The 14166-nt window shown below is 65.3% G+C and carries 11 protein-coding genes; 6 read left to right on the top strand and 5 right to left on the bottom strand.

The genetic code is table 11. The features are described 5' to 3' along the window. Nucleotides 1-224: 224 nt before the first annotated feature. From EV674_RS16625 to EV674_RS16615, 3 genes are all read left to right on the top strand, one after another. On the top strand, nucleotides 225-1367 hold the full coding sequence (locus EV674_RS16625) for an aminotransferase class V-fold PLP-dependent enzyme (protein WP_119014803.1): 1143 nt from the start codon (nucleotides 225-227) through the stop codon (nucleotides 1365-1367). Nucleotides 1368-1470: 103 nt separating this feature from the next. Further along, nucleotides 1471-1899, top strand: a complete 429-nt coding sequence (locus EV674_RS16620) for an FKBP-type peptidyl-prolyl cis-trans isomerase (protein WP_119014806.1) — start codon at nucleotides 1471-1473, stop codon at nucleotides 1897-1899. A gap of 297 nt (nucleotides 1900-2196) precedes the next feature. After that, complete coding sequence (locus EV674_RS16615) at nucleotides 2197-3492, top strand: DUF445 domain-containing protein (protein WP_119014802.1); 1296 nt, start codon at nucleotides 2197-2199, stop codon at nucleotides 3490-3492. 23 nt (nucleotides 3493-3515) lie between these two features. Here EV674_RS16615 and EV674_RS16610 read toward each other — a convergent pair whose 3' ends face one another. The 5 genes from EV674_RS16610 to purU all read right to left on the bottom strand — a co-directional run bounded on the left by EV674_RS16610 (nucleotide 3516) and on the right by purU (nucleotide 8034). After that, complete coding sequence (locus EV674_RS16610) at nucleotides 3516-4241, bottom strand: LrgB family protein (RefSeq protein WP_119014801.1); 726 nt, start codon at nucleotides 4239-4241, stop codon at nucleotides 3516-3518. Continuing rightward, a complete protein-coding gene (locus EV674_RS16605) occupies nucleotides 4225-4602 on the bottom strand; it encodes a CidA/LrgA family protein (RefSeq protein WP_119014800.1) in 378 nt (125 codons plus the stop codon). Before EV674_RS16605 ends, EV674_RS16610 begins: the two co-directional genes overlap by 17 nt. Before the next feature lie 9 nt (nucleotides 4603-4611). Continuing rightward, complete coding sequence (locus EV674_RS16600) at nucleotides 4612-6120, bottom strand: FAD-linked oxidase C-terminal domain-containing protein (RefSeq protein WP_119014805.1); 1509 nt, start codon at nucleotides 6118-6120, stop codon at nucleotides 4612-4614. Between the two features lie 189 nt (nucleotides 6121-6309). Beyond that, the gene (locus EV674_RS16595; protein ID WP_119014799.1) at nucleotides 6310-7173 is read right to left on the bottom strand and encodes a LysR substrate-binding domain-containing protein; all 864 of its coding nucleotides are present in this window, start codon (nucleotides 7171-7173) and stop codon (nucleotides 6310-6312) included. Between the two features lie 12 nt (nucleotides 7174-7185). Next, nucleotides 7186-8034: a formyltetrahydrofolate deformylase gene (gene purU / locus EV674_RS16590; protein ID WP_119014798.1), complete on the bottom strand. Its 849-nt coding sequence runs from the start codon at nucleotides 8032-8034 to the stop codon at nucleotides 7186-7188. A gap of 55 nt (nucleotides 8035-8089) precedes the next feature. Between purU and EV674_RS16585 the strand changes: the two genes are divergently transcribed. The 3 genes from EV674_RS16585 (at nucleotide 8090) to EV674_RS16575 (ending at nucleotide 14015) form a co-directional block, all read left to right on the top strand. After that, nucleotides 8090-10762, top strand: a complete 2673-nt coding sequence (locus EV674_RS16585) for a sensor domain-containing protein (RefSeq protein WP_119014804.1) — start codon at nucleotides 8090-8092, stop codon at nucleotides 10760-10762. A 237-nt stretch (nucleotides 10763-10999) separates the two neighbouring features. Continuing rightward, nucleotides 11000-13450: an adenosylcobalamin-dependent ribonucleoside-diphosphate reductase gene (locus EV674_RS16580; RefSeq protein WP_119014797.1), complete on the top strand. Its 2451-nt coding sequence runs from the start codon at nucleotides 11000-11002 to the stop codon at nucleotides 13448-13450. A 19-nt stretch (nucleotides 13451-13469) separates the two neighbouring features. After that, nucleotides 13470-14015, top strand: coding sequence for a hemerythrin domain-containing protein (locus EV674_RS16575; RefSeq protein WP_119014796.1), 546 nt, complete (start codon nucleotides 13470-13472; stop codon nucleotides 14013-14015). Nucleotides 14016-14166: the final 151 nt, after the last annotated feature.

The raw sequence follows: 14166 nt of genomic DNA, 5'->3' as shown, positions 1-14166 counted from the left end.
TCCCGTGTGAAAGTAGGTCATCGTCAGGCACCAATAGCCTCCAAACCCCCCCGTAACCTCACAAACAGGTCACGGGGGGTTTCGGTTTTGGGGGGTAAAAATAGCCAGCAGATCGGCACTAAATGCGTATCAGGTTAAGCTTCCTCTTTGCAGAGGGAGGCAGTCCTGAAAGACAGCGATTGCGGTAACTCTGGTATCGTTTTTATTTTTGACGGAGAAACCCCATGCCCGGCCTTTTGCACGATGTAGATCCGGATGGTTTGCTCGAGTTTTCGGTGGTTTATACCGACCGTGCGCTTAACCATATGTCGCAGCGCTTTACCGGTGTCATGCAGGATATTCTGGGCACTCTCAAAGAGGTTTACCACGCCCATACTGCCGTATTAGTGCCTGGTAGCGGCACTTTTGGTATGGAGGCGGTGGCCCGCCAGTTTGCCAACCAGCAAAAAGTGCTGATTGTGCGCAATGGTTGGTTCAGCTACCGCTGGAGTCAGATTTTTGACATGGGTGGTTTTGGCTTGAGCGGCGGTGCCATCGTTTGCAAGGCGCGCCAGCAAGGCAGTGGTGCGCAGGCGCCTTGGGCACCGTGCCCGGCAGACGAAGTAGCCGCCACCATCCGCGCGGAAAAACCCAAGGTCGTTTTTGCGCCCCATGTTGAAACAGCCAGCGGCATTCTGCTTTCCGATGACTATCTGCGCACCATCAGCGCCGCTGCGCACGAGGTGGGCGCGTTGTTCGTGCTCGACTGCGTGGCCTCGGGTGCAGTGTGGGTGGACATGCAGCAGACCGGCGTCGATGTGCTGATCAGCGCGCCGCAAAAAGGCTGGAGCAGCTCGCCATGCTGTGCCATGGTGATGTTGTCGCAGCGCGCCCGTGAGGCCATCGAACATACGCAAAGCTCCAGCTTTGCGTGCGATCTCAAAAAATGGATGCAAATTGCGGAAGGCTACGAGCAGGGACAGCACGCCTACCACACCACCATGCCCACCGATGCCCTCGTGCGCCTGCGCGATGTGATGGCCGAGATGCGCGCCTACGGCTTTGCCAAGCTGCGCGATGAGCAAATGGAGCTGGGCGCCCAGGTGCGCGCGCTGCTGGAGTCGCGTGGCTTTGCCAGCGTGGCCGCTGCTGGCTACCAAGCCCCCGGTGTGGTGGTCAGCTACACCACCGACCCTGGCATCCAGAGCGGCCAGAAATTCCGCGCCGTTGGTTTGCAAACCGCCTCGGGCGTACCACTGCAATGTGATGAAGGCGCAGATTTCAAAACCTTCCGCATTGGTCTGTTCGGTTTGGATAAATGGCACCACGTCGAGCGCACGGTGGGCCATCTGGCTGCGGCGCTGGACGCTATCGGCGCTCCGAACTGACCGCGTGCGCTGCCCAGCCCATCCCGTGGTGCAGGGCAGCGTTTTTTTTGAGCAGCTGGGCGTGGCTGCGCTTGCCCTCGGTGTGAACTTCCCCCAATTTTTTATGACCCGCTTTTTCTCTTTCCCTACAAACTTGGGCGCGTTGCTGGCCTTTGCCGCCCTCGCTGCCAGCAACGTGCAGGCCGCCACCCCTGTCACCAGCGCCAGTGGCCTGGTCTATGAAAGCCTCAAAGAGGGCACCGGCGCATCGCCCAAAGCCAGCGACACTGTGCGCGTGCATTACCGTGGCACCTTCCCCGAGTCGGGTAAAGAGTTTGACAGTTCCATTGCGCGCGGTCAGCCCATCGAGTTTCCACTCACAGGCGTGATTCCTTGCTGGACAGAGGGCGTGCAGAAAATGAAGGTCGGCGGCAAAGCCAAGCTGACCTGCCCACCCGCCATTGCCTACGGTGCGCGCGGGGCTGGCGGTGTGATTCCACCCCATGCCACGTTGCATTTTGAGGTGGAGTTGCTGGGTATTGCTGGAAAATAAGGTCAGTTGTGCTGTGGATGGTGGCTGTTTCACGCCACCGTTCCGGTGGGTTTCGGTCTTCGCCACTTACCGCCTCGGGGTTGGTTTGCCATTCTGGTGCGGCAGGGTTGGCGCGGTATCTGGTGTTGTGAACTCCTGAATTGATAGCCGATTGCGCTTACTGCACAAGGGTTTAGGTACCTATTCATATTGAATTCAGCCAGGGGTATGCGCAAGCAGCTCACTTTTTGATAGTGCCCTACTGCGGCAGGCTACCTCTGGAAACGATTGCGTGCAGACACCACAAGGAGCCTAGCCATGTCTGAACCCATCCTTGCGCAAGCCCTTGCTCTGCGGCGTGCCAAGCGCCAGGCCCTGGCGCTGCTGTTGTTGGCCACAGCGGTGTTCATCGCCACCAGCCTGGGGCCACGCGGTCTGTGGCTCGATGGCCTGAAGGCGGTGGCCGAGGCCGCCATGGTTGGCGCGCTGGCCGATTGGTTTGCGGTACGCGCCCTGTTCCACCGTGTGCCGATTCCGTTCATTGCACGGCACACGGCCATCATCCCGCGCAACAAAGACCGCATCGGCGAGAACCTGGCCCGCTTCGTGCGCGAGAAGTTTCTGGGCGCCGATTCGCTGGTGGCGCTGCTGGGCCGCCATGATGTGGTGGCGCATCTGGCGCAGTGGCTGACGGCGCCGGGCAACAGCCGGGTGCTGGGCCAGCAGGTGGCGCGCATGCTGGCGGCGGCACTCGACACGGTGCAAGACCGGCAGGTGGAGCATTTCATCCAGAAGGCGGCGCGCACGCTGATCGGCCACATCGACCTGTCGCAGGCCATGGCCCGGGTGCTGGATGCGCTCACCCACCAGGGCCGCCACCAGGCGCTGCTGGGCCAGGCACTGGAGCGGCTGATTGCGCTGCTACAGCAAGACGACGCGCGTGCCCTGATTGCGCGCACGCTGGTGCAGTGGCTGAAAAAAGAGCATCCGCTCAAAGAAAAAATGCTGCCCACCGATTGGCTCAGCGACAAAGGTGCGGCCATGCTCGCCCACGCGCTGGAGGGGCTGTTGGCCGAAGTGGCCGCCAACCCCGAGCACCAGTTGCGCGCCAAATTTGACGACGCGGTGCAGCTGTTCATCACCCGGCTCCAGCACGACCCGGACTGGGCGCGCAAGGCCGAAGAAATCCGCCACTACCTGCAAACCAACCCCACGCTGGGCAACTACGTGCAGCAGTTGTGGCAAGACCTGCGCGCCGCATTGCAACGCGATCTGGCCGACGAGCATTCCGCCGTGGCCCGCAATGTGCGCGCGATGGGCCAGTGGCTGGGCCAGTCGCTCGCCCAGGACGCGGCGCTGCGCCAGGCACTCAACGAGCGGTTGCAGGTCTGGGTGCAGGCCCTGGCGCCCGATGTGGCGCAGTTTGTGGCCCAGCACATCGAAGACACGGTGCGCCGCTGGGATGCCCAGGAGATGTCGCAACTGATTGAGCTGAACATCGGCAAAGATTTGCAGACCATCCGCATCAACGGCACGGTGGTGGGCGGGCTGATCGGGCTGGTGTTGTTCACGCTCTCGCACGCGGGCGATATCTGGCGTGCCGTGCTGCGGTAGGTGCTGCGCTGGATGCCAGAACGTCAGAGCAGTTTGAACACCAGCGGCATCAGCACGGCGGCCAGCACCACCTGCATGCCCAGCGCCAGCCCGGCATAGGCGCCTGCTTCAGCGTGTACTTGCAGCGCGTGGGCGGCGCCAATGCCGTGCGATGCGGTGCCCAGCGCAAAGCCGCGCAGCGCCATGCCTTCGGCGTCGGTGGGAAGGCGCATCAGGTCAAACAGCCAGCGCCCTGACAGCGCCCCCACCATGCCAGTGAGCACGGCAAACACGGCGGCCAGCGCGGGCACACCGCCAATCTGCACCGCGATGCCCATGGCCACCGGCGCCGTCACCGATTTGGGCGCCAGCGACAGCAGCACATCACCGGGCAGGCCCAGCGCCCAGCCCAGCCCCACGGCGCTGACCGCCCCCGCAGTGCCGCCCGCCAGCGATGCCAATACCAGCCGCCCCCAGCGCGCGGCCAGCGCCGCCCGGCGCTGCCACAGCGGCCAGCCCAGCGCCACCACGGCAGGCCCGAGCAGAAAGTGGATGAATTGCGCGCCGGAAAAGTACGTCGGGTAGGCCGTGCCCGTGGCCAGCATCAGCGCCGCCAGCACCGTGACCGACAGCAGCACCGGGTTGGCCCAGGGCGCGTAGCCCGAGCGCAGTGCCAGGGCCTGCGCCAGCACATACACCGCCAGCGTGGCCGTCAGCCCGAACAGCGGTGCCGACGAGAGGTAGACCCACAGTTCAACGAAGTTCGGCATCGCCCGCTTTCGGTGGCGTTGGCGCTGGGGTTTGCCACAGGCGCAGCACCAGCGCCGTCACGGCCATGCCGATCCAGGTGGACAGCACGATCACCACCACCAGTCGCAGGCCATGCGTGCCCAGCAGCGCCAGGTGCGTCATCACGCCCACGCCCACGGGCACGAACAGCAGTGACAGGTGGGTGAGCAAAAAGCCCGCTGCTGGTGCAATGGCCTGCTGCACAGGTGCCCAGCGCAGTGCCAGCAACAGCAGCACCATGCCCACCACCGGCCCGGGCACGGGCAGCTGCAAGAAGTGCGATAACGCTTCGCCCGCCGACTGCATCAGCAGCAGCAAGGCCAGGCCTTGTAAGGGTTTCATCCGCTGTACCTAGAAACGGGGGAGTTCGGGGTGCTGGAGCTGCCCGGCGCGCACCAGCATTTTTCCGTACTCGGCACAGCGGTGCAGCGTCGGGATGACCTTGCCGGGGTTGAGCAGGCCCTGGGGGTCGAAGGCCGTTTTCAGGGCCAGCATCTGTGCGTTTTCTTCGGCGGAGAACTGCACGCACATGCTGCTGAGTTTCTCGATGCCCACGCCGTGCTCGCCCGTCACCGTGCCGCCCATGGCCACGCTGGTTTCCAGGATGTCGGCGCCAAACAGCTCACAGCGGTGCAGCTGGTCGGGGTCGTTGGCATCGAACAGGATCAGCGGGTGTAGGTTGCCGTCGCCCGCATGGAACACGTTGGCGCAGCGCAGGCCGTATTTCTTTTCCATCTCCTGGATGGCCAGCAGGATGTCGGCCAGGCGCTTTCGGGGAATGGTCGAGTCCATGCACATGTAGTCGGGGCTGATGCGACCGCTGGCTGGGAAGGCGTTTTTGCGCCCGCTCCAGAAGCGCAGGCGCTCGGCTTCGTTCTGGCTGACGGCAATAGCGGTGGCGCCTGCGGCGCGCAGCACTGCGCTCATGCGCTCGATTTCTTCCTCCACCTCCTCGGGCGTGCCGTCGCTTTCGCACAAAAGAATGGCCTCGGCGCTGAGGTCGTAGCCCGCGTGGACAAAATCTTCGACGGCGGCGGTCATGGGCTTGTCCATCATCTCCAGCCCGGCGGGGATGATGCCGGCGGCAATCACATCGGCCACGGCGGCGCCAGCTTTGCGCACGTCGTCAAAGCTGGCCATGATGCAGCGCGCCAGCTGCGGTTGCGGGATGAGCCGCACGGTCACTTGCGTGACCACGGCCAGCATGCCTTCGCTGCCGATGATGGCGGCCAGCAGGTCGTAGCCGGGGGCGTCCAGCGCCTGGCTGCCGAAGGTGATGGCTTCGCCCTCGGCCGTAAAGCCCTGCACTTGCAGCACGTTGTGCAGCGTCAGCCCGTATTTGAGGCAGTGCACGCCGCCCGAGTTTTCGGCCACGTTGCCGCCGATGGTGCAGGCGATCTGGCTACTGGGATCGGGCGCGTAGTACAGGCCGTAGGGCGCTGCCGCCTCGCTGATGGCCAGGTTGCGCACACCGCACTGCACCACGGCAGTGCGGCCCACGGGGTCGATGTGCAAGATCTGGTTGAACTTGGCCAGCGATAGTGTCACGCCCATGGCGTGGGGCATGGCGCCGCCCGACAGGCCGGTGCCCGCGCCGCGCGCCACCACCGGCACGCCCAGGCGGTGGCAGGTTTGGAGCACGGCCTGCACCTGGTCGTGGGTTTCGGGCAGCACCACCACCAGTGGGCGCTGGCGGTAGGCAGTGAGGCCGTCGCACTCGTACGGGGTGGTGTCTTCGGCGTTCCACAGCAGAGCGTGTGCGGGCACAGAGTGCGAGAGGGCCTGCACCACGGCAGCCTGGCGCGCGGAGCGCTCGGCAGGCGAAGGGGTGGCGGCAGCGCTGGGGTGGGCGGTGTTCATGCCTGCCACTGTAGGCGATGGCAGGCCGCTTGTGCGCTGCGCGGGCCGTGAGTTTTTTTGCAATGCAGCGTGAAATGGGCCCCAGGCCACGGTGCGCAGCAGCACATTAATACCATCAAAAATGATAGCTGCTAGCGCCCGCTGTGAAACGGCTGGAGCCTTGTTTGGCTTGATAAATCGGCAGCCGCCTTAGGCCATGGTTTTGCGCAGCCAATCGGCAAAAGCGGCGCATTCCCAGCGGTCCATGGTGCCGGTGCGCCAGCACAGGTAGTGCGCATGCGGGCTGGGCGCGTCGATGTCGAACAGGCGCACCAGCGTGCCGTGCTCTAGCCAGGGGGCGCCCAGCTTGAGCCGCACCAGCGCCACGCCCATGCCTGCGGCGGCGGCGTCGCACATCAGGCCGATGTCGTTGAACTGGGAGCCAGCGTGGGGCTCGGGCCAGTCCAGTGCGGCGGCGGCCAGCCAGGTGCGCCAGGGCTCCAGCGCACTGCGCAGCAGCGGCGTGTCTTCCAGGTCGTGCGGGTGCTCGAAGGGGCCGTGCTCGCGCACAAAGGCGGGCGAGGCCAGCGGCGTGACCACATCGCGGGCAATTTCGACGTGTTCGACATCGGCGTAGTGGCCTGCGCCAAAGCGCACCATCAGGTCGGCGTCCTCGGCCACCACGTCCAGCAGCGGGATGGACACTTGCAGCGCCAGATCGATTTCGGGGTAAGCCTCGGTGAACTGGCGCAGGCGCGGGATCAGGATGGCGCGCGCAAACGTGGGCGTCACCGCCAGCTTGAGGCGGCGCTTGCCCGGCGTGCCCAGGGCTCCGGGAAAGCGCTGCAACGCGCCCAGCCCTTCGCGCACATGGGCCAGGTAGGTGCTGCCGTCGGTGGTGAGGGAAAAATCTGCCCGCCCGAACAGGCGCGTGCCCAGAATTTGTTCGAGCTGCTTGACGCGGTGGCTCACGGCGCTGGGCGTCACGCACAGCTCATCGGCGGTGAGCGTGACGCTGCGCAGCCGCGCCAGCGCCTCGAACGTGAGCAGGCACTGGATGGGCGGGATGCGCATGGACGCCAGGCGTTAGCGAAACACCACGGTTTTGTGGCCGTTGAGCAGCACGCGGTGCTCGCTGTGCCACTTCACGGCGCGCGCCAGCACCTGGCTTTCGGTGTCGCGGCCCCGGGCGGTGAGGTCTTCCACGGTGTCGGTGTGGTCGGCGCGGGCCACGTCTTGCTCGATAATCGGGCCCTCATCGAGGTCGGCTGTCACGTAATGGGCCGTAGCGCCAATCAGTTTCACACCCCTGTCATGGGCTTGGTAGTAGGGCTTGGCACCTTTGAAGCTGGGCAGGAAGCTGTGGTGGATGTTGATGGCGCGCCCTGCCAGTTTGGTACACAGGTCGTCCGAGAGCACCTGCATGTAGCGTGCCAGTACCACCAGTTCGGCCCCTTCGGCCTGGATGATTTCGTATTGTTTGGCCTCGGCCTGGGCTTTGGTGGCGGCCGTGACGGGGATATGGTGAAAAGGAACGTTGTAGCTGGCCGCGAGCTGGTAGAAGTCGCGGTGGTTGCTGACAATGGCGCGAATATCTACCGGCAGCAGGCCCGATTTCCAGCGAAACAGCAAATCATTGAGGCAGTGCCCCTCGCGGCTGACCAGGATCACCGTGGGCAGCTTTTGCGACGTGGGGTGCAGGCTCCAGCGCATTTGGTAAGGCTGTGCGAAAGTGGCCAGTTGTTGCGACAGGGTGGCGTGGTCGTGCTGGGCGCAGCCAAACTGCACGCGCATGAAAAAGAGGCCAGTCACGGGGTCGTTGTACTGGGCTGCTTCTTCGATGTTGCCGCCGTGTTCAAGCAAGAAGCCCGAAACGGCATGCACCAGCCCTAAACGGTCGGGGCATGAAAGAGTAAGAACGTAGGCTTGGGTCATAGCGGCAAGATTGTCGCAGCATGGCCCGGTACACAAGGGTGCAATGGAACGATTGATGGATAAAAGCCGCAAGTGGGCTGGCTGGCGAGCGTGGCAGGGCCTGGTGCTGTACCTGGTGATGGGCCTTTGCTGGGTGGTGCTGGGCGATGCGCTACTGGACCGTCTGGTCACGAACCCCGACCTGCTGTCGCGCTACCGCGCGGTCAAAGATGCGTTTTATGTGCTGGTCACTGGCACGCTGGCTTGGTGGTTGCTGCGGCGCGCCCGCGCCGCCGACCACTTTCGCGCCGCCGCAGCGCAGCAAACCGCACATGTGCTGCGCCATGCGCCTGCGGGCATTGTGCGTGCCAGCGCCGACGGCCAGATACTCTGGGCCAACGAGCGCTTTTGCGAACTGACCGGCATGGGCCTCCAGGACTTGCGCCAGCACGAGTTTCGCAACGTCATCCGGCCTTCTGACCGCAACTGGGCCGATCACCAGCGCCAGCGCCTGCTGGCTGGCGAAATCGACCACTACCAGGGCGAGCGCCAGTGCCAGCGCCCGGACACGGGGGCCATCGTGCCCGTGGTGTGTACCGTCACGCTGGTGCCCCAGACGGGCACCGATCCCGCCCACCTGGTGTGCGTGGTGCAGGACATCAGCGAGATACACGCCGCCCGCGCCGCCCTTGAGCGCAGCGAAACCGGGCTGCGCCTGGCGCTGGAGGGCAGCGGCAGCGGCATGTGGGACTGGGATTTGCGTTCCTGGCAGAGCACGGCATCGCCCAGCTTGCAGCGTTTGCTGCACTACCGGGGCGAGAATTTTGCGCAAGACTTTCACCTGCGCGAACGGTTGCACCCGGATGAGCGCCGACGCCTGGTGGTGCGGGCACGCCACGCCATTGCCACGGGCGCGCCTTTCCAGGAAACCGTGCGCCTGCGCTGCTTTGATGGCCTGTACCGCTGGTTCATGGCGCGCGGTCAACGCCACCTCGATGCCACGGGGCAGCCCGAACGCTTCTCCGGGATCATCACCGACCTCAGCACCACGCACGCTGCCGAAGAGCGCCAGCGCCTGGCCGCCGCCGTGGTGGACAACACCCAGGAGGGCGTGGTGGTGGCAGATGCGCAAGGCCGCATCCTGTCGGTCAATGCCGCCTTTACCCGGCTGCTGGGCTACTCGGAAGAGGAGCTGCTGGGCAAAAACCCCAGCACGTTCAAATCGGGCCGCCACGACCGGGCGTTCTACGAAGCGATGTGGGCCACCATGCACCGCACAGACCACTGGCAGGGAGAAATCTGGAACCGGCGCAAGAACGGTGAGGTGTTTCCCGAGCACATGTCCCTGAGCACGGTGCGCGATGCGGCAGGCAACATCACGCACTATGTGTGCATTTTTTCCGACATCTCTGAGCAAAAAGTCCAGCAAGAGCGCTTGGAGTACCTGGCGCACCGCGATGCGCTGACCGGGCTGTCCAACCGCGTGTGGTTTCGCCAGCAGCTCGAAGGCGCGGTGCGCCAGGCACAGGCCAGTGGCGAGCAAATGGCCGTGCTGCTCATCAACCTGGATCGCTTCAAGGATGTGAACGACAGCTACGGCCACGCGGTGGGCGACGAGGTGCTGCAGCATCTGGCGCGCCAGGTGCGCACGGCGCTGCGCCCCGGTGATTTGCTGGGGCGCCTGGCGGGCGATGAAATGGCCGTGGTGGCGCGCAACCTGCGCCATGCCGAAGGCGCCGCTGCGGTGGCGCGCCAACTGATCGCTGCGGTGGCCGAGCCCTGGCGCTCGCCCGAGGGCCTGGAGGTGGTGGTGGGCTCCAGTGTGGGCATTTGCATGTTCCCCGAGCACGCCGACACTGCCGAGCTGCTGTTGCAAGGTGCGCACTCTGCCGTGTATGGCGCCAAGGCGCGCGGGCGGGGGGCGCTGTGCTTTTTTGCCGAAGAGATGACGCTGGCGGCGCGCGAGCGTCTGGAGCTCGAGTCGCGCCTGCGCCAGGCCCTGTTGCAAGGGCAATTGCTGCTGTACTACCAGCCCCAGGTGGACATTGCCAGCGGTCGCATCATCGGCGCTGAAGCGCTGCTGCGCTGGCCCGACCCGCAAGAGGGCATGATTTCGCCAGCGCGCTTTATTCCGGTGGCTGAATCTTCGGGGCTGATTGGCCCGCTGGGCGAATGGGTGCTGCGCACCGCCTGCCAACAAGGTCAGCGCTGGCACGAGGCGGGCTTGCCCGCCGTGACCATTGCCGTCAACGTCTCGCCGCGCCAGTTCCAGCTCACTGATCTGGTCGCCTGTGTGCACAGTGCGCTGGCCGATTCAGGCTTTGCGGCCGACTGCCTGGAGCTGGAGATCACGGAAAGCGCGCTGGCCGACCGTTTCGAAGAAACCCTGCAAGTTCTGCTGCGCCTGCGTGACCTGGGCCTGCACCTGGCGGTGGACGATTTCGGCACCGGGTACTCCTCGCTGGCACACCTCAAGCGCTTTCCGATTGATGTGCTCAAGATCGACCAGGGCTTTGTCCGCGACATTCCCCACAGCGCCGACGACATGGCCATCAGCGCCGCCATCATCGCCATGGGCCACAGCATGGGCCTGCGGGTGCTGGCCGAGGGCGTGGAAACCCCGGCGCAGCTGGCCTTTTTGCGCGAGCGTGGTTGCGACAGCTACCAAGGCTATCTGCGCAGCCGCCCCTTGCCAGCGGCAGACTTTGCGGCGCTCCTGGGGGCGCAGTCCACGGGCGCAGCGGGGTGAACACGCCGATGGCCTGACCGGCCCCATGGTCAACCCGGCCTGGGCAACCCGGTGGAATAATGGCGGCCTTGCCGCGTACCGGCAGGCCTGCCCGACACAGCAAAAATGGCGCAGCCTGCCTTGCAGGGCAGCGGTGTGCCGCCGGGAGGGCCACCGCCTGGGCGGCCCCTGCGGGGTAGCCCTATGGGCCTGCAACGCCGCCGCAGCCTCCCCCTTATTGACCCACACGGAAACAGCATGAAAAGAGAAAACCTGGGCCGCGCGCATGACGTGACGGCCACGCAACCCATCAGCCTGGATGTGCTGACCGAGAAATACCTCAAGGCCGGTGAAACCGGTGCTGAAGACCTGTTCCGCCGCGTGGCGCAGGCCCTGGCCAGTGTGGAAAAGCCCGAGCTGCGCGAAAAGTACGAAACCCTGTTTCTGGCCAACCTGCACGCGGGCGCCATCGGTGCCGGGCGCATCATGAGCGCCGCCGGCACCGACATCCAGGCCACCCTCATCAATTGCTTTGTGCAGCCCGTGGGCGACTGCATCCAAGGTGTAGACGATGAAGGCTTCCCCGGCATTTACGAGGCCCTGCGCGAAGCCGCCGAAACCATGCGCCGGGGCGGCGGCGTGGGCTACGACTTCTCACGTATCCGCCCGCGTGGCGCCGAGGTCAAGGGCACGGCCTCGATGGCGTCGGGCCCCTGTAGCTACATCAACGTGTTCGACCAGTCTTGCTCCACCGTCGAGAGCGCGGGCGCACGGCGCGGCGCGCAAATGGGCGTGCTGCGCATTGACCACCCCGATGTGCTGGACTTCATCACCGCCAAGCGCACGCCGGGGCGCTGGAACAACTTCAACGTCTCGGTGGGCGTGTCCGACGCCTTCATCCAGGCCGTGCTGGACGACCAGCCCTGGGAACTGGTACACAAGGCCCCGCCCGGCAGCACCGTGCTGGCGCAGGGCGCCTACCAGCGCGCCGACGGCCTGTGGGCCTACCAGACCGTGCAGGCCCGCGACCTGTGGGACACCATCATGAAGTCGGCCTACGACTTTGCCGAGCCAGGCATCCTGTTCCTGGACCACATCAACACCGACAACAACCTGCACTACTGCGAAAAAATCGCCGCCACCAACCCCTGCGGCGAGCAGCCCCTGCCGTCCTACGGCTGCTGCGACCTGGGCCCGGTCATCCTGACGCGCTTTGTGCGCCACCCGTTCGGTCTGGACGGCAAAGCCACCTTCGACTTTGACTCCTTCGAAAAATCCGTCGCCCTGCAAGTGCGCGCGCTGGACAACGTGCTGGACGTGACCTTCTGGCCGCTGCCCCAGCAGCGCGACGAGGCCCATGCCAAGCGCCGCATTGGCGTGGGCTTCACCGGCATGGGCAACACCCTGGCCATGCTGTGCCTGCGCTACGACGCGCCCGAGGGCCGCGCCATGGCCGCGCGCATTGCCGAGCGCATGCGCGACGCCGCCTACAGCGCCTCGGTGGCGCTGGCGCGCGAGAAGGGGGCGTTTCCCAAATTTGATGCCGACGGCTACCTGGCACCCGGCACCTTTGCCAGCCGCCTGCCCGCCGTGCTGCAAAAAGACATCCGCAAATACGGCATCCGCAACAGCCACCTGCTGTCGATTGCGCCCACCGGCACCGTCAGCCTGGCCTTTGCCGACAACGCCTCCAACGGCATCGAGCCGCCGTTCTCGTGGATGTACAAGCGCAAAAAGCGCGAGGCCGACGGCAGCACCTCCGAGTACGCCGTGGAAGACCACGCCTGGCGCCTGTACCGTGAACTCGGCGGCGACGTCAACCAGCTGCCCGACTACTTCGTCTCGGCGCTGGAAATGTCAGCGGCCGACCACATCGCCATGATGGAGTCGGTGCAGCCGTTTGTGGACACGGCCATCTCCAAGACCGTGAACATTCCGGCCGACTACCCCTACGACGACTTCAAGGGCCTGTACCTGCACGCCTGGCGCGCGCGCCTCAAGGGGCTGGCCACCTACCGGCCCAACAGCATCCTGGGCTCGGTGCTGGAAACGCACGCCGCCCCCGTTGCTGCTGATGCAGCCCCCGCTGCCCCGGCCGCGCCTGTGCTGATCGACCCCATGCGCACCGTGATCGAGAGCCGCCCCAAGGGCGCGCTGTCGGCAGTGGCTGAGAAGGTCGAATACTGGACGCAAGAGGGCAAAAAGCGCCTGTACCTGGTGGTGTCCTTCCTGCCCGTGCCAAACGCCGACGGCACTGGCACCGTAGACCGCGCCATCGAGTTCTTCATGCCCGTGGGCCAGAGCAGCGAGTCGCAGCAGTGGATGACGTCCAGCATGCGCCTGCTCTCGCTGGCCGCGCGCGGCGGCTTTCTGGAGCGTGCCCTGAGCGACATGCGCAAAGTGGTCTGGGACCGTGGCCCCGTGCGCCTGGGCGCCCACCAGAAGGCCGATGGCACCCAGGTGCCGATGTGGCACGACTCCGAAGTGGCTGCGGTGGCCTACGCCATCCAGAACATCCTGGAGCGCCGCGCCAAGCTGCGCCAGCAAGGCGCTGCCGCTTTGCCCCAGGCAGCGACTTCGGCCCCGTCACCGGCCACGCCGCCCGTGATGGCGGGCAAGAAGTGCAGCGAATGCGGCGCCCATGCCGTCATCCGCAAAGACGGCTGCGACTACTGCACCCAGTGCGGCCACCTGGGCACCTGCGGCTAAAGCGCGAAAGGGTGGCGCCATGACCGACATCGCTTTGCCCGGTTTTGGCGCCCCTGCCGTGGGGTTTGATACGCCGTTTGCGCTGCTGCACGCCTGCCACGAGCGCGTGCAGCGCACCCTGGCCTTGCAGCACAAACTGGTGGGTTACCTGCACCAGCACACCTGTGACGAGCAGGCTCGCCAGGCCGCGCGCGATGTGCTGCGTTACTTCGACATCGCTGCGCCGCTGCACCATCAGGACGAGGAGCGGCATGTGTTTCCGCCGCTGCTGGCGCAGGGTGACGCGGCCACGGTGGCGCGCGTGCAGCAATTGCAGCGCGAGCACCTGCGCATGGCCGCTGACTGGCAGTGCGCCCGCCTTCCCCTGCAAGCCCTGGCCCAAGGCCAGCAAGATGCCTTCAGCCAGGACGACGAGGCCGCGCTGGCGCGCTTTGCCAGCCACTACGCCGCACACCTCCGCAGCGAAGAAGATGTTGTCTATCCCGCCGCGCAGGCCGTGCTGTCCGACAGTACCCTGCGCGCCATGGGTCAGGAGATGCGCCAGCGCCGGGGCGCACCCGAATAGCGCTCCTGAATGTGTAGCTGTTAGCGCGCACTGCGCAAGGGCTGGAGGCTGATTTGGGGGATTGCGAAAAAGGTATTTTTATGCAATCTTTCCGCATTTGTGCGAGGTTCAACAGATGAGTCTGATCTGCCCCCAGTGCCAAAGCAGCCAC

The sequence above is a fragment of the Simplicispira metamorpha genome (assembly GCF_004341365.1).
GTDB classification, from domain to species: domain Bacteria; phylum Pseudomonadota; class Gammaproteobacteria; order Burkholderiales; family Burkholderiaceae_C; genus Simplicispira; species Simplicispira metamorpha.
The sequence above is the reverse complement of the archived record's forward strand: the minus strand, read 5'-3'. Positions and strand labels throughout refer to the sequence as shown.

Excerpts from the sequence above, each read along its gene's own strand:
- EV674_RS16625 (WP_119014803.1), top strand. The coding sequence starts at position 225 with ATGCCCGGCCTTTTGCACGATGTAGATCCGGATGGTTTGCTCGAGTTT.
- EV674_RS16620 (WP_119014806.1), top strand. The coding sequence starts at position 1,471 with ATGACCCGCTTTTTCTCTTTCCCTACAAACTTGGGCGCGTTGCTGGCC.
- EV674_RS16615 (WP_119014802.1), top strand. The coding sequence starts at position 2,197 with ATGTCTGAACCCATCCTTGCGCAAGCCCTTGCTCTGCGGCGTGCCAAG.
- EV674_RS16610 (WP_119014801.1), bottom strand. The coding sequence starts at position 4,241 with ATGCCGAACTTCGTTGAACTGTGGGTCTACCTCTCGTCGGCACCGCTG.
- EV674_RS16605 (WP_119014800.1), bottom strand. The coding sequence starts at position 4,602 with ATGAAACCCTTACAAGGCCTGGCCTTGCTGCTGCTGATGCAGTCGGCG.
- EV674_RS16600 (WP_119014805.1), bottom strand. The coding sequence starts at position 6,120 with ATGAACACCGCCCACCCCAGCGCTGCCGCCACCCCTTCGCCTGCCGAG.
- EV674_RS16595 (WP_119014799.1), bottom strand. The coding sequence starts at position 7,173 with ATGCGCATCCCGCCCATCCAGTGCCTGCTCACGTTCGAGGCGCTGGCG.
- purU (WP_119014798.1), bottom strand. The coding sequence starts at position 8,034 with ATGACCCAAGCCTACGTTCTTACTCTTTCATGCCCCGACCGTTTAGGG.
- EV674_RS16585 (WP_119014804.1), top strand. The coding sequence starts at position 8,090 with ATGGATAAAAGCCGCAAGTGGGCTGGCTGGCGAGCGTGGCAGGGCCTG.
- EV674_RS16580 (WP_119014797.1), top strand. The coding sequence starts at position 11,000 with ATGAAAAGAGAAAACCTGGGCCGCGCGCATGACGTGACGGCCACGCAA.
- EV674_RS16575 (WP_119014796.1), top strand. The coding sequence starts at position 13,470 with ATGACCGACATCGCTTTGCCCGGTTTTGGCGCCCCTGCCGTGGGGTTT.